This window comes from Planifilum fulgidum, assembly GCF_900113175.1.
GTDB lineage: Bacteria > Bacillota > Bacilli > Thermoactinomycetales > DSM-44946 > Planifilum > Planifilum fulgidum.
Genome location: NZ_FOOK01000010.1, coordinates 62866 through 79589, shown reverse-complemented (window position 1 = coordinate 79589; position 16724 = coordinate 62866). Strand labels below are relative to the sequence as shown.

The following is a 16724-nucleotide window of genomic DNA, read 5'->3' as shown; positions in this document are numbered from 1 at the left end:
TCAAAAATATAAACCGGACCGCCGTAATAGCTCCGACATTTTCCCCAAGCCATTACGACGGTCACCACATCTGTAAAGTCTACCCGGCCCACTTTCCTACATCAAACACGATTTTCCACATCCACAGGCCAAAAACGGCACGGGGTGCCGCTGGAAGTGACGAATAGCTTGTCTCGGGCACGGGTGGCCGCGACGTACAGGAGAGATCGCTCCTCCCGTTCCATCTGCTCCCGTGCCAGAGGATCTTTCGCCTTCTGGATTCGGGATTGGGGAGGAACCAGCCCCTCCGACACGCCGACCAGGAAGACGACGCGGAACTCCAGCCCTTTGGCCCGGTGCATCGTTCCGCAGGAGACGCCGTCCCGGGTGAGAGTGAAGTGGGTTCCCATTTTTTCCGCGGGAATATCGTGTTCCTTAAGGAACTGTTCGAATTTCTCCGCAAGCCAATTGCTCCTCGCGAGAACGGCAATCTCGCTGCTTTTCACCCCTTCGTCCAACAACTCCCGAATGGTCTGGATGACGTACTCCTGTTCCTCCCGCTGCGTGGTGAAATGAACCCGCTCCGGGGCTTCCCCGTAGATGAGGGACCGATCGTTCGCCTGATCGATTCCTCCGTCCAGATCGTCAAAGGTGAGCCCGTGCAACACCCCGATCGCCTGATCCCGGATCTGTTCCGTGGTCCGGTAGTTGAGGCGCAACCGTTTGGAGCGCTGCCCCCGAATATTGATTCCGCAACGGCCCAACACCACGTGGCGGGAATAGATCCGCTGATGGGCATCCCCCACGATGAAGAGATCATTGTCCCCTTCCGGCACCAACTCACGGAGCAATTTGAATCCTTCCGCATGAAAATCCTGGGCCTCGTCCACCACCGCGGAACGGTACGTCACCACACCCCGATTCCGTTTTACCCACTTCCGGGCAAGGCGAAGGATATCCTCGAAGGCATACCATCCCCTCTCCTGCATCCGCCGGCGGAAATCGCACACCACATCCCATATCTGTTTCCGCTCGGCCCGGGATATCCGTTGACCCCGGCCGGTACGCGGGATGTCCAAGTATTCCTCCCACGTATCCACCCCGTTGGACTGGATCACATGGTCGTACTCCTGCATGACAAAGGAAAGCCGATCCTGGGACCAGCCGTTAGCTTCCAACGCCTCCATCCACAACTTCTCTACCTCATCGGGATCCGGATTCACCTTTTCGATCCGGACATTTTCATACTGGTCCACCAATTGCCTCGCGAGGCGGTCAATGGGGATCACATCGATCCGCTCCATCTCCTCCGGAGTGCACATCGTTTTCAAATGCTCCCGGATCGATTCCGCCAAGTTCACCGTGTAGGTGGTGACCAGCACCCGTTCGTCCGGTCGCAAAATGTTGCGCACCAACCGCCGGGCCCGGTGCATGACCACCACCGTTTTGCCGGTACCGGCACCCCCCAGAACTCGGATCGGCCCGCGGTAATGCTTCTCCACCAGCTCCTTCTGGGTGGGGTGAAGGAACGTGCGCCACTTTTCCAACGGCTGGTTCAGGATTTCGTTCAGTTGTTCGTCGTCCGTGATCACCACGATGCTGCGGCTGGAACTGCGGTTTTTGACCGCCCGCTCGAAGGGATCCGCCCCGTCTTCCTCTTCGGCCCGAAGCTCTTCCATAAAGGAAAGCACTTCCTCATAGGACTCGCCGGTGGCCAGAAAATTTAATGCCTCCCAGGCATCCGCGGGAATGTCTTTCCGTTTGGCGTCCAGTTCCTCCAGTGTGCGAATCCGTTTCACGACGGGAACCAGCTCCGGGGGAACCCCCAATTTGATCAGCTGGTGATCCGTCAAGTGAGTAAAGAGGCCGGGCTCCTCCGACGGTTCCTCCTGGATCTCCCCTTCGACGGCGGTCCACATCTGGAATGCTCCGGTGTGGACGTTCACTTCAAAGCGCTTCCGCTTCACCCAACGGTACGCTTCGTCATGATGATCCACCCAGACCAACACGATCGTATCGCTGTTATCCGGCTTCACGGCGATGGCCCGGTAGGACTGGCTGACTCGGACCGAATAGACTTTGGGATCCAGCGCTTCGTTGTACCGTTCGAAGTTGAGTCCGGGAGCCGAGAGGTCCTCCCGCATCTTGTCGATCATCGCCCGGGTTCTGCGCTGTTCCGAGCGGGGAAGACGTTCAAAGGCCTCCAGAAAGGTGTCCTGCAGCGCAATCGTCGGCATTCACATCCCCCTCTCCAACGCTCTCTGCCACAGTTCCTTCCAATCTGCGCCTTGCGGTTTGACGGGCTCCCCTTTGTCGTTTTCATACGGGGAAAGATCCCACACTGTCCACCCCAGCTTCCGGATCGCCGGTTCGTCATCCCGCTGGTGTTTGCGCAGAATGCAAAGGCGGTAATCCGGCCAAGCCAGTTCGGCTTCCCCCACGATGCGATCGCCATCCATAAACTCATATCCCACCTCCGGCTTCGGCACCCCCGCTTTCACCAGAGCCACCGCGAAACTCCGGTAAGTGGAATGTACATATTCCGCCCATTTGAGATCCATCTCCGGTGCTGACTGCTTGGCATCCTTAGCGGCAGCCTGAATCTTCGCTTTCAATCCGTCAACCGGAACCACTTGATCCAGGAAGGCCCATTCGTCAGATTGGGTGGCCAGACTTTCCCCGGTGACAAAACGGAACGTCGGCAACCACTGAAGGACATTAAACCAGCGATAAAAGACATGCCAGGCGGATTGGAAATGTTCTTTCACCGTGGGCTCCGAACCGCTCCGCCGGGTGTCTTCCAGACGCAGAAGCCCTTCAATGTAGCTGTCCATCAGTTGTTGTTTTTTGGGCCGCGTCGTCAGCAAGAGAGTCAGGAACGCACCCGGACCGAAATGATGCTCCCGGAAAATCAGGGGTTTGTCTTGGGAAGACCACGTCTTCCGGTCCGGAAGATAAATCGCTCTCTCCTCCGCCACCATCCCGGCTTCCAGACCCTCCACCACGGCCGAAAGCGGAACAGCGTGCTGCTTTCCACGGGAAATATCCGCCGCGGCAAAGGCGATCTGTTTCGCCAAGTCCACCCACCGGTTCACATTGGGATCGATCAGGTATTCCACCAGCAGGTCCAGGGAGGAGGCCCGCCACATTTTCACCGGGTCCACCGCTCCCCCCACCATGTTGGCCACGTGACGCAGGTTTTGGATGAAACCGTCCTCCGGATCCATCTCGGAAGCGACATTTTCGTAGGGAGCGGATTCCGTTTCCTGCAGATCTCTCCATGTAACGTTGAAGACCGCAAACTTTCCGCTGCGGCGCAACCCTTCCCGGATCAGGATGTCTTTGGGCAGACGGTAAAACTCTCCCTCTCCGATATGAAACTCCGCTCCGTCGCAGTAAAAGACGACGGGCTTGATGTCCATGTCCGCATAGCGGGAGTCTTCAAACAGAGGATAGAGAACCCAATCCGCCCGGGTGGTGAAAGGAACCTTTTCCTCGTCCGACAGCGTCACCTGCCGAATCATGCGCCACCCTGCCCGCCCAAAGGGGGTCTCCCAGGTGAGTTCCACCCCCTGCCGGTCCCCGCGGTGATACTCCTCCACGGATAAAGTGGCGTGGGTCAGCCGATCCTCCAGCCGCCGGATCAACCGCTTTTCGGCCAACGCTTCCAAGTCGCTCTCCATCAGGAGGCGCCGGGCGTCCATCTCCTCAACCCGGAGTTGCTCTCTTCGCTCCCATTTCTTTGGATCCTCCAACAGCGGTTCGAGCATTTCCAGCGCCATACGCCGGGAGATGTATTGTTGATCATACTGGGACTCGTAACGGAACAGACAGCGGTAACAACCGTCCATCCGCCCTTCATGTTGACAGGAGCAATTCCGGATCCTGGCATGGGCTTTGACCAACAGGTCGTAGAGCTCCCCCTCTTCCGCCAATTGCCGGAGATACCCCGTCCCCCCGGGAATTTTGTCATACAGGACGAGGTAACGGGCCCGCATGGTCTGGTTCTGCATACGAATGGGCTCATCATAGGGAGCCATCCCGATCTGTCGCTCGGACCCGCCGATTTTCTCCCGCAGGCCCAGCCGGAGGATGGCCTCCCACGTGGCCATCCGTTCTTTGGACAAGGCATCGGAGACGGGCAAGAGCACCCGCAGGACTTCCGACTTCAGCTCCCGGTAGAGATAAATCCCCTTTTCAAACCCGGCCCCGCTCACCCGCTCCTCATTGGTGCCCAGGGCAGTCATCTGCTGCACCACGTCGGACCGGCCGGCGTTTCGATCACAGCCGAATCCCCGGACATGGCGGACGGCCCAACCCCCTTTGCCGGTTTTCTCCGCCGCGGCCCCGCACTTGGTGCAAACGGTGAAGCCTTTCAGGGGAACGGAATGGTTGGCCACCTTGCGCCGGGTTTGCTCCCGGTTTTTCGGCCCGAAGTTGATCTCCCGCATCACGGCGGATTCGAAAAACTCAAAGCCGAACACCTGCCCTTTGACCGCTTGGCTGATCAGCGGGGCGTCGGGGAATTCGAAAAGGGTCAAAATCTCCGTCGGCTGCCGATCCCGTTCCTCCTCCTGATCCCGGATCGCGGCATCCTCCGATGGCCGCACCCGGGACATCACCCGGGTGAGCCGGACCATCGGTTGCACCTGCCCCTGATCCTGCCACGCGGGGTTGCCGCATCGGGGGCAAGCGCCGGCGGCTTTTCCTTCCGCCCGCTCCATGTGGTGACAATCCGGGCAGAAACGCCATTCTTCCAACTCCCGGGAGATCATCGGGATCTGGTTCACGGTGGTCACATGGCCCCGGGCGTAAAAGCTGTTTCCCGGAGCAAAATCCCGGAGGGCCATTTCCGGCGACCGTGAAAAATCCTCCGTCTCCAACGCTTCCCCGGGCTTGGGAAGGAACCGGCGCAGAACAACTTCCCGGTCGGGGAAGGTGTAGTTGGGGAGAAGCCCTTCCACCGTCCACCACTCCAGGCTGTTTTCCCCGGTGAGCATTTTGTAGTGCTGACGGGCCTGGGCGCGGATGCGGTCCAATTCCTTCCGTTCGGGGGCGTTTTCACCGTTTTCGCCCTGCAGGGCGGGCTGCTTCAACCGCTCGTTGATCCGCCGCAGATGAAGCTGGGCTTCCCGGATCTCCTCTTTCCGCCGCTTGATCACGGCCTGGATCTCCTCTTTCCACTCGCCGGACAGGAAAAAGTGTTTCACCTTGTCCACGCTGTCCCGCCTCAAGTGATCCGACAAGAGGGATTCAAACCCTTGCCACAGCCGTTCCCCGTTCTGCTCCACATAGGCGTACCACAGGTGAGGAAACCCGTTCATCTCCGCCTCTCCCAGGAGACGGGACACCGTCGGCGGCACCTCCGCCAAAGGGTGATCCCGGATCCACGAGTCCAGCAGATACGCCCGCAGATGGCGCTTCAACACCTCCGGGGCGTCCAACCGGCAAACCGGCGTTTCCACCCGTCCCTGCAAGAGCTCCCGGGGCGTCTGCCAAAAATACTGATCATGGGGAACATCCCGGAACAGTTGGGAAATGAGTGCGGTCCCGCTGGAACGCCCGGCCCGTCCCACCCGCTGGACCCGGTTGGCAATGGTGGGCGGGACATCGGACAAAAGGACCGTGGACAAATCCCCGATGTCGATCTCCATCTCCATCGACGGGGTACAGACCAGGACATTGACCGGATGCTCCGCATCCCTGTCGGCAAACCGGCGCTCGATCTCCTTCCGGTGTTGAGGGGACAGCAGGCCGGAATGCTCCTTGGAGACAATCGGTTCAAGGAGCGATTCCCGATACACCCGATCGTAATAGGAACGCTCCGCCTCCGGCACCTCCCGATAGATCCCTTGGCACCGGTAGGTAATGCAGGGCACCTCCTCCACATATCGCCTCAATTCCTTCCGGGGAACGGTCAGCTCCTGCCGGCACTCCCGACACTGGATCCGGGCCGTTGTTTTGTGCACTTCCAAAGCCCGGGGATCCAGACCGTAGGTATGGTGATTGCCGAAGAACCGGACATCCGCCAGTCCCGCCTCCTGCATCGCCTGGAAGAGGCGCAGGGCGATGTATCCTCTGTCGGGATCATCCTGCAGTTGGAATTTCCCTTCCAACAGCGGCGCTTCCAAGGATCGGACCAAATATTGCACGATCCAGCTGTCTTCTCCGGCCTGCAGCGAATCCAGCGCATCCCCCCGCACCTTTTCATCGGTGAAAAAGCGGGGATGCCTTTTGGAGCGCTCATAAAGGGGATTCATCTTTTCAGTCAGGAAGTGGCGACTCCCCTTCTCCCGGAACCGGTCGAGAAGCGGATGGGAAATGCCGCCGCTTAAGACCATGCGGTGAACGATCCCTTGGATCAGGGCCCGCACCCGCTTCTCCAGCCCTCCGTCCCGGTCCAGGAACGCTTCCATCTCTCGGATCGATTCCGCCGCCAGCTTGGCCGCTTCGGTCAACTTTTCCTCCGATACGCCCAGGACGGTGCTGCCGGTGAGATAGAGGGAGCGGCCGAGGCGGGCGTGCAATCCCAGTTCCTTCACCACCCGCCACGTGACATAGGCCTGGACGTCCTCCCAGATTTCCTCCGACCACTTGGAAACGTCCCGTGGAAAGCGTCCGGCCAGCAGCTCCTCCTCTTCGTCCCGTTCCACAAAGGCCTTCAGATAACCCTCATCCCCCAGCTCCTTCCGCCAATAGGGCTGCCACTCCCGCAGCAACCGGTCCAGGGTCGCCCCGTCATACCCCCGCTCCAGCATCTGCCGGATCCCCGTCCGGAGAAGGGTGGATTGGGTCCGATGGCGGATGAATCCGGCCAAGTGGGCGGAATCCTGCACCGAATCGACGAAGGTGAGCATCTTCCGGTCCGCGGTGTGGGGGGAGCCGATGGTATGGGCGATCAGCACGGAACTGAGGCCGGCCCGCCGCATGGAGACGAGCAGGACGCTGTCTTTTTCCCGGCAATAGGGACATTGATTTTCCCCAAAGGCGTCGAAGGGAGAGACCACATACACCTTCACCCGGTCGGGACCCGGCTTTTGCTCCAGAACAGCCCCGCGGACGGTCAGATATTGTTCGCTGTAGGTTCCCCGGATGGGTGCACCGCAAGACTCCGGATAGAGAAAACGCAGCATACGCTTTTCCTCGTCCGGAGTGGAGTTGTGGGAGGAACGGCCGTAGACCATGCTGATCTCCTTCGGGTCGGTACACAGCCGGGGATCGCCTTCGTTCTGGACGCTGATCCAGCCGCTCACCCCGCAGGCGTAGCAGACGCACATCGGCAAAGCCGCCTGCTCCGGCGGAGCGATGTACGGACGCTTCCGGTTTTCCCTGTTGGACATACCATCGTCCTCTTGGTATTCCGACATGGCATGGACATCCCCCTGGTTGCCCCAACGAAACGCGGGTTCCTCCCCGATCCCCCGGACCAGTCCCCGCATCTCTCGGGTCCAGAGCTGGACCTGGATGGGAAGGAGGGGACGGCGGTCGTCCGCCTTGGCATGGGAGATGACGGCCAGGAAGGAATGAAGGCGCCGCTCCACCCCTTCCCGATCCTCCTCCGCATCTCCGGCAAACTCCCGGAGAAACTTGTCCACCAATTCATCCCAGGACACCGGGCGGGCGGTGGCGGTCCGGCAGAGAAGGTCAAACCAAGGATGGGAGCGGAGGCGTTCCCCCAGCTCTCGTCCCCCCAGTTCCTCCCCGAACCACAGCTTCACCTGTCGCCGGATGTAGTGCTCCGCGTCTTCCTGCGGCCGGGGAAGCATCTCCTCCACCGCTTGGGGAATGGGGAGATCCTTTACCGGCTCAAGGAAATCTTCCAGGGAGGGGCGGCTTTCCGTCACCACCGCATCGACGTCAAAGGGTCTACCGAAGACGGTGTGAGCCAGCTTTCGGAGTTCCTCCATTGCTCGTTCGCTTCCGTCCCCCAGGGTGGCGGAGGTGGCCACGGGGCAGAGGGAGGACGGCTCCATCTTCAGACGGGAGAGGAGGCGGCGGATCAGGCAGGCGATGTCCGCCAACTGCACCCCGTCGTAGGCGTGGAACTCGTCCAGCACCAGATACTGCAGCGTTTCCGGATCGTTGGCGGCCCAAAGAGACGCATCCGCCTTCCGGTGCAGCAAAAGGTCCAGCATCTTGTAGTTGGTGAGCAGGATGTCCGGCGGGTATTTCCGCAACACCTGCCGGTCCTCGATCAGCCGGTCCCGGGTCATACGACTGCTGACATCCGCTTTCCCGGATTGGCCCGGTCCCCCCTGCCCCACATAAAGGCCGGCGGTGATCACCCCTTTGGTCTCCGGGTGAGTATCGATCAGCTCGGCCAAACGCTTGGCCTGATCCTGAGCCAGGGCGTTCATGGGGTACAGGATGATTGCCTTGATCCCCGGCTGTCCCTTCCGGCGCATCCGCACGCAGTGGTCCACCACCGGATACAGGAAGGATTCCGTCTTCCCGGAACCCGTCCCCGTGGTGACCAAGGTGGGTTTCGGACCGCCGGGCTGATCGGAATTGAGCCGCTCAAAGGCTTTCATCTGGTGGACAAAGGGCGAAAAGGGCGGCCGGACCTGCTTTAAGGGGACCTCCTCCGGATTCTCCGCTGTCCGGCAGGGAAGCCGGGCCTTAAGGTACGCCCCCTTGAACAGGCCCATCTCCGGATCCTGCAAAAACTGCATCCACGCTCCCCGCACCCGGTCATCCCGAATGGGAAACACCGTGTCGATGTATTCCAGAACAGCGTCTTTCCATTCCTTCGCGAGCAATGCCGGAATCATGCTGTCGCCTCCTGCAATATCCGCTTGAAGGCATCGTAGGCTTGGCTCATGTCTTCCTCCCGGTCGCACCGGTCAAAGGGCTCCTCGGTTCCCGGACGGACCGGCACATAGCCCGCCGCCAACCGCTCCCGATGCTGTTGCAGGGCCTTCCCCCGGGGGATGGAGGCAAGCCCTCGGTCGATCTTGTACTGCAACTGATGGGCTTTCACCACATCCCTGGGCACCAAACGGCCCCGCGCATCGTAGAACCGCTCGTTCCGCTCGTAATGTTGCAGCACCGGGAAATGGACACGGTAGATGGTGAGGAGCTCCTCCTTGGTCAAGCCGTAGGCCAGGGCCACCAGGGCATCCAGCTCCACCAGGGCCTGCCGCCGCTCGTAATCCGTCCGCAGCGCCACATCCCGGTTCCACTCGCGGGTCAGGTGGCTCCAGGGCTTGAGGCGCGGGTCGGATTTGACAAAGCCGTCTTCGTTGAAGGCCGGGTCGTAGAGTTCCTCCCACAGGCCCTTGTAGTAGATGGTCAAACAGTTTAGCCGCAGCGCCCGGGCGATGATCATGCGGCTGATTTCGGGGTCGTCGGGAAGCCGGAGTTGTTCCACCAGACTGTAAAGGTTGTCCTTTCCGGAGGCCTTGATGAAAAAATCGGCCACGATCGAAAAGGTGACGCCCGAGAAGATCGCCAGGGTCCGGTAATCCGCAAATAACAGCGAGCGCAGCCCGTTGATGTGGGCCGCACCCGGCGGAATGACGGCGGAAATCAAGGTCCTTTCGGAGGTCGGCCCCGCCATGTTCCGGTGCACCAGCCGGTACCGGTCCAAAAAGGAAACTTCCCCGAAGCGCGGCGCGCGGTTGCGGTACTCCTCCATGGACACGGCCGGCACGTAATTGGTCCGGGGCAAGTAATCCTCCGTGACCCGCTCAAGATCGACGGCCGAGTAATCCCGGTTCGTCGAACATCCCTCATTGGGGGTTTTATACAGGGGATTCCCCACATGGATGTGGGGACCGCTTAAAATCAGTTCATCCACCCGCTCCGGGAAGCGGGTGTGGCGCCGGATCGTTTTGGTTTGTTTCACATCGGCTGTTTCATTCCAACACTGCGTTTGAGCATGTTCCACCTCGCTTTTTGCCAAGGAAACACCGGCCTCGGTAAAGCGCTTGAGTACCCGCAACACTTCCTCGCTGTGGATCACCGGAAGGACCTGCTTGAGAACCGATTCCCTCTCATCCCCGTACAAATTGCGGAACAGCGCGAGCTCTTCATCGGTGATCGTCACCACCCGGCGGGCATGCCCCCGCGTCTCCCATTGGTTGTCCCGCGTCTTGTAGCCGGGCACGGGTCCGACCCCGCTGTGGCGCAGGGACTCGTCGATCGTCTTGGGGACGAACAAATTGCCCATGTGACGGAAAGAGATGCGCTTCTTGGGCCGGACCTGATAAATGTTGATGCTGAACCGTACGTGATTGGTGATGTCCCTGAACAACTTTTTCTCGTTGACAAACTGATAATGCGCCACAAGCCGCGGGTACAGCAGGCTCCGCAGGCGGCCGCCCTTGGCCTCGTCATACACGCCCTCCGGGTGAAGCAGGCCGATCCGCCCTTTTTCCGATCCCCAATACCACGACCGGACGATAAAGCATTTGTACAGATTGGCTCTGGAGCCCTGCAGTTCCGGAAATTGGGTCGGCGAGCTGAAATAAGCCTGGGAAGCCGTCCGGGAAACGTAGAGATCCAGATAAGCCACCCGGATGGACGGGTCCCTCAGCAAATCCGCCCGCTTCCGGGCCACCGTCCCCGCCGGCTCTTTGCGAAGCTCAATCAACGGATCAAATTCTCCGAGAACGTCCCGCTCTTCCCACTCCACCGGCACCCAGGGCGGGTTTCCCAGGATCACGTCAAACCCGCCGTTGTCCTCGAACACCTCCCCGAAGACCAGTTCCCAGTGGTGAAAGCGCTCTTTCTCCGCCACTTCCTTGACAATGGAAAGCCAGGGGTGCCTCTCCTCCACGCCGGCCACACCCTCCGAACGGATATCCGCGGCCTTCACCAAATCTTCCACCGCCGAAATCCACCCGTCATAGGATGGCAACCGGTCCGCCTTTTGGATCGGCCAGAACCAGAGGGCGCACCAGATGTCCAGGATCCGCTTCACGATATGGAAGGGGCTGTGGTTGCCCTCCAGAAGCTCCCTCAGCTTGGCCTTCCGCTCCCGGATGGTATAGTTATTGGGCTGGTCTTCCTCTTGGGAAGCCGGCCACACGGTGAGCCGGTCATCCACTTGATCGAGCAGCTCTTTCCGCTGCTCAACCGCCTTGTTCCACAGCCGGTCGATCTCCGCGGACAGCCGGGCCAGGCGTTGAAAGAACCCCTTTTCGATCTTTTTGGGGAACTGTTTCTTCCACTTCCGGATCGCCGCCAGTTCCTCCTTGCACAGTTCCTTGACCGCTCGATCCTTGTCGTATTTGCACATGTCGGGGTCCGGAAGGAGGAAATGGTACACCTTCTCCCCCCGCTCCACCCCGGTGCGATTCCGGTCCGGCGGCTGGTCGGTCCATCTCCCCATCCTCAGGCTTTCCTCGCTGTACACGGCGCGGCGGGCGCCGATCAGGCTGTTTCCGACGGCCAGACGGGCTTCGTACCAGGGACCCGCCTGACCGGCATGAAGGGTGTTGAACCAGAGGCTCACCCCGGCCAGTTCGATGGCCAGCGGGTTTTTGTCCACGCCGTAAACCCGCTTGGCGGTGATGTAGGCGCGGACCCGGGCCAGTTCGAAAGCCCGTCGGCTTTCCTCCAGCTGGACCCCCATCTCCTCTTCCTTTTTGGCAAGGTAGGCTTCCGCCAGTTGGTTCACCGCTTCATTCAGGAACGATCCCGAACCCATGGCCGGTTCCAGAACGGTCAGCTTCAGCACCTCATCGGCGGAAAGCCGCGGCAGGATCTCCTTCAAGGTGTGGCGGACAACGGCCTCCGTCAGCACCGAGGGGGTGTAGTAGCTGGCCGTCTCTTGCCGTTCCCTCCCCCTCAGGCGGAATATGAAGGTGCCTTTCTCGTAGTGGACCCTCTCCCATTCCCCGTCATCGTTCCGACGGAGAACGAATTCCTCCTCCTTCAGGTTGTACTCCGGCAGTTTGCCCTCGGGGAGAAACCAGGTCGGGACCATCCCATTTCCCTTGTCTTTGGCCCGCTTCACCTCCACCAGTTTCTCCCGGGCGAAGAAGCCGGAATAGGAGAGCAGTCCCTCGTAAATCTCTCCCAAGTGGTTGGTGGTAAGCCCGGCATAGCTGATCCGTCGCTGTCCCTGTTTCCCCTCCGCCAGGGAAAGAAGTCTAATAATCTTCTGCAGCACTTCGTTCCGGATCTTGATGGAAGAGAGAAGCGGCGTCGATCCCGGATCGAACAGCTCACTGCGGAGCCCCCTCAGGGTAAAACCGGCGGACAAGGGCTTCTCGCCGATCGCCGGAGCCCGTTGTTGGTTATGCGTCCCCGTAGGTCCCCCCTCGTTGATCAGCTTGAACAGCTTGTCCAGGCTCTCCTGGAAGTAGGTGCCGTTTTTGGCCGCCTCGGAGATGAGGGGTTGGTTCTCCAGATCCCGCAGGGCCTCCAGACTGTAGGCGGAGCGGTACTCTTCGCTCTGCATCGGAACGATGCCCTGTTCTTTGGCGCGGGATTCGACGTAAAAGAGAAACAGAAGCCGGTAGACATAGCGGAGGCATTCCGCCGTGAGCCGCCGCTCCAAGCCCGGGACGTTGAGATAAGGTTTGTGGCGGGCGCGCTGATAGTGAACAAACTCGTTCCCCAGCAGCTCCACCGCTTCCCGGGCGCGATGTTTCAAGTCCTCGGTGACGCCGACCGCATGCTGGCGGGACTCCTCCTCCAGACGGTTTAAGTAATCGTCCCGCCGGGATCCGGCCAGGATCCTCCGATGGAACAGACCGACAAACACCTCCGCGTCGCCCTTGGCCAAGGGACTGAAGAGCAGATCCAGATCCACCGCCAAGTAGCGGCGATCGCTCCATTTCTCACAGTCAAACAGGCAGACAAAGCGCCCCAGAAAAGCGAGGACGAAGCGGGGACGGTTTGCCTCCCGGAAAAGGAGTCCCACCCGGTTTTCCAAGGTTCGGTCCTCTTCCCCGGGCCCGTCGCTCCAGGAAACCTTCAGCAGCCCCTCCCCTTCGAAAACAAAGGGGCCCTCCAGCAGCGCGACCAACCGCCGGTCCGCCTCGTCCCGCAGATCGGCAAGGAGGGCCATCCGCCGGCCGTCCTCCAGAATCAACGCGGCATCCCGGGATAAGTCGGCGTACCCGAGGGCCCGGGCCAGGCTTTCGTGCCAGCCGGTCAGATCCTGCTGCGCACCGGCCGCCTGTTCCCGCACTTTCCCCTTGATCCCTTGGTAGTCCTGGCGCAGAGCCCGGATGGCGGCGGCCGGATCTTCCCCCTCGGCGAAAACGGCTTTCAGGATGGAGGCTGCTTCCCGCTTCAGGCGGTTTTCCACGAAGAAGGGGTTGTAGAAGTCGTTTATGTTTCCGAGACTCGCGATCGTCATCTCTTTACCCCCTCATCAAGCGGGCACAGACGCGAAGCACCGGGTCGCCCTTGATTTTCAGCATGCTCTCCAGTTCATTGACGGTGGATTCATAGGTGAATTCGATTTTGTGCCGTTCCGCCTCCAGCCGGCGGAGCCGGGCGGCCCGCAGCGGATCGTCCAGCAACGTTCCCTGCTGGTGGCGGAGCGGCTTGATGCTCTCCCAATACCATTTTTTCAGCCGCTCCTTCTCTTCGCGGATCCGCTCCGCCAATTCCCGCTGCCGCTCCTTGAGCCTTTTGTTCACATACTCCCGGGCGCAGGCCACCACCCGCCGGATGTCCATATCCGGTCCGGTCACATCGTTTTCCTTGGACGAGTTCACCCACGCGCCGCGCATCAGCGGATCCCGTCTTCCCTCAAAGGGACGGGCGCGGAAGCCGTCATCCGCCCGCTCTACCACCAGCCATTCGGCCAGGGCGGGGTGGCCGCTCTCGGTGAGGGCCTGGGCCTGGATCAGATAATAATAGATGCCTTCCTCCAGAAAGGGAAGGGTAAGGGTTGGCGCGGTCCGGGAGGGAAACAGGCCCAAGGCCCGGTCCGCCACCCAGTCGGCCACGGGGTGAATGTCCCACAGGAGGTGGTCCCGGGGCCACGCGCCGTCTATGGTCGCCATCCGGATGCTGCGCATCACCCGGCTTGCGTCGGTAGTGAGATGAATTTCCTCCCCTTTACGGGCTTCCGGCGGCAGGGATCGGAGACGGCTTTTCAGATCCGGAGTAACCGAGATGGTCACCCGCCTCCGCTCCCGGTCGATGCGGATCTTTTCCCCTTGGCGGTTGGGATCTCTGAATCCGTGAATCCGCTCAAAATTTTTCCGGTCCCGTTCCAATTCCGCCTGCAAATCCTCCATCAGTTCGAGCCAGTCCCGGTACATCCGGGGGACTTCCTTCTCCCGGATGGACACATGGGTGGTGGTTCGGGGGACAAAATCGAAGTCCAGATCCCAATCGTCATCGTCGCCGAAAATGTCGTCCAGGGGGTCCCCTTCGGCGATCCGCTCCTGAACGTATTGCTCTTCCTCGTCGGGATCGAAGAGTTTCAGAATGCTGCCGGGATCGCCCAGGTTGTGCTGAATGCGCTGGGCTTTTTCCACCAATTTCTCCACGACCCGGGTTTCCGCCCCCGCCGCTTCACTATCGCTTTTGAGGATCAGGTAGCGGATCTCCGGCGTGTTTAGCTGGCCGAAGCGGTCGATCCGGCCGTTTCGCTGCTGCAGCCGGATGAAGGACCAGGGGATGTCGAAATGCACCAGGTGATGGCAGCGGTGATGCAGGTTCACTCCTTCGGAGGCCACGTCGGAGGCGAGCAGCAGGCGGATCGGGGAGGTTCCCTCGTTGAACGACCGGACGACCTCCATCTGTTCCGTGTCCGACATCCGGGCGGTGAACAAAGCGACAACATCCTCATTCACTCCGTAGTCCCGGATCAACCGCTCCCGCAGGGCGATCAGGGTGTCGATCCGCTCCGAAAAGAGAATCACCCGGGGCGACTGCGGGCTGCCGTCCCAGTTCCACTCCCGCAGCAGTTTCTTCAGTTCCCGGTATTTACTGCTTCGCTCCATCGGAATGGCTTCGGCCATTTGGCGCAACAGTTTCAAATCCCTCAGGTCCTTGAGGTACCGTTCGGCCTCCGGATCCTCCGCCAACTTCCGCCCCAGCCGCCGGATCCGTTGATCCAGGGTTTTGATGAGGGCCGTCGGGCTGGACAAAAACGCCTTGAGCAGGGTCACGGAAAAGAGGGCATCCCGCTTGGGCTTGCCGGACCGGATGGCGTGCACCAGGGTTTCCCCCAGACGGATCAGCAGTTCGTCCTCCTCCGGGGTGGCAGGGCAAAAGACGGCCGCATCGTGAACATCCTTGAATCCGGGCGTCTGGGGCAACACGTCATTTTTAAACCGGCGGACCACCAGATGCCGGATCTCTTCCTTGGCGATCTTTTCCGGATCGGCCACCGACGTGGGATCCAGCATCCTAAGCAGCGCGGCGAAGCTTTCCGGCTTCCCGTTGTGGGGCGTGGCCGAGGTCAGGATCAGGCTGTGGCAACGGTTGGCCAGCAGCGTGGCCAGCCGGTTGCGGTCGGTGTGCTGGTTGGCCACGTTGTGGGCTTCGTCGATCCAAACCACGTCCCAGGTGCAATTTTCCAAAAAAAGTCGGTAGCGATCATCATTTTTCAGGGTGTCGATGGAGATGATCACCTTGTCGTAGTAATGGAAGGGGTTTTTGTTCTGGGGGATTTCCCGGCGGATCCGGGCGATCCCCACGGAATCCAGCCGCATCAGCGGAATCGAGAAGCGCGTCCACATCTCCTTTTGCAGCTGCTCCAGCATCGACCGAGGGGCCACCACCAGCACCCGCCGTCCCCGGCCGCGGCGGATCAGCTCGGCAAGCATCACGCCGGCTTCGATGGTTTTGCCCAAACCCACGCCGTCGGCGATCAAAATGCGGGGGCGAAGCCTTTCCAGGGCCATCTGGGTGGGCACGTACTGATAATCGCTGTCGTCCATCGCCGCCTGCCCCCGCACGGTGACCTCCGAGCCCAGGATCGGCGTGCGCATCATCAGGGCATTCAGGAACAGTTTGGTCCGGCGATACCCGGGGGAATCGTCGGGAACAAATTCCACGTCCTCCGGTCTGATGGGATCAATCGGATCGATCGAAGTGAGGAAAGTGGCCTGGTGATCCCGCACCACTTCCGACAACCCGACCACCCGGACGGCGTAATGTCCGGTTTCCGTGGGACGAACATCCTGAACCAGCCATTCCTCTCCCCGGATTTTGACGCGGGAACCGATGGGATAAGTCATGGCGCACCTCCGCAAGGGCGTTTCACTTCCAGGCAATCGGAATCCACAGTGTCCTCTGCGGGCCGTTCCGAAATCATGACCGGTCGCTCGTTATCCGTGGGGACGATTTCTTCCCAATGCGGTCTCTTTAGTGATCCAACCCTCCTTCCGCTCTCGCTTCCAAAACATTCGCCAAAGGTCTGCATCACCGCTTTTTCCGATCCGCTCCACCGCTTTGCCTGAATGAAGATCCTCCGCGCCCCGTCCTCCGACGGCTTGTCCGCCACCGGTCCAATATTCATTTCCATCACCACATGCCGGGTCGCCGCCCATCTGCATCTCCACCGCCTCAAATGGGATGCGGTCATCCGGTGTTTCTTCTTCCCATTATGAGATGAGTCGGCCCCAAAAATCACCTTTCGTCGTCCCGGAGTCGAACCCTTGGCTGCAGGAGGATGAACTTTTTGCTGCAACATTCCCGGTTCCGAAGCCATCCTCACGCCATCTGGGAGATGAGCCTTCACGCCAGGGCAGCCGCCAAAAACCATCGGATGAAAGTGGCCCGCGGCGCGCCAACTCTCCACGCCACGGGCCTGCCGGTGGGCC

Annotated in this window: 4 protein-coding genes; all 4 read right to left on the bottom strand. The window is 60.5% G+C overall.

Annotated features, from left to right (window positions below):
* Window positions 1-101: 101 nt before the first annotated feature.
* From BM063_RS07700 to BM063_RS07685, 4 genes are read right to left on the bottom strand one after another with little or no spacing between them, the layout of a single operon-like run.
* Window positions 102-2216, bottom strand: a complete 2115-nt coding sequence (locus tag BM063_RS07700; protein WP_092037561.1) for an ATP-dependent helicase — start codon at window positions 2214-2216, stop codon at window positions 102-104.
* Window positions 2217-8750, bottom strand: coding sequence for a DEAD/DEAH box helicase (locus tag BM063_RS07695; RefSeq protein WP_092037559.1), 6534 nt, complete (start codon window positions 8748-8750; stop codon window positions 2217-2219).
* Window positions 8747-13294, bottom strand: a complete 4548-nt coding sequence (locus BM063_RS07690; protein WP_092037557.1) for an Eco57I restriction-modification methylase domain-containing protein — start codon at window positions 13292-13294, stop codon at window positions 8747-8749. The genes BM063_RS07695 and BM063_RS07690 overlap by 4 nt, the downstream gene beginning before the upstream one ends.
* Window positions 13295-13298: 4 nt before the next feature.
* The gene (locus tag BM063_RS07685; protein WP_092037556.1) at window positions 13299-16139 is read right to left on the bottom strand and encodes a DEAD/DEAH box helicase; all 2841 of its coding nucleotides are present in this window, start codon (window positions 16137-16139) and stop codon (window positions 13299-13301) included.
* Window positions 16140-16724: the final 585 nt, after the last annotated feature.

What these genes read in the sequence shown, in the direction of transcription:
- BM063_RS07685 (WP_092037556.1), bottom strand. Translation starts at nt 16,139, where the DNA reads ATGACTTATCCCATCGGTTCCCGCGTCAAAATCCGGGGAGAGGAATGG.
- BM063_RS07690 (WP_092037557.1), bottom strand. Translation starts at nt 13,294, where the DNA reads ATGACGATCGCGAGTCTCGGAAACATAAACGACTTCTACAACCCCTTC.
- BM063_RS07695 (WP_092037559.1), bottom strand. Translation starts at nt 8,750, where the DNA reads ATGATTCCGGCATTGCTCGCGAAGGAATGGAAAGACGCTGTTCTGGAA.
- BM063_RS07700 (WP_092037561.1), bottom strand. Translation starts at nt 2,216, where the DNA reads ATGCCGACGATTGCGCTGCAGGACACCTTTCTGGAGGCCTTTGAACGT.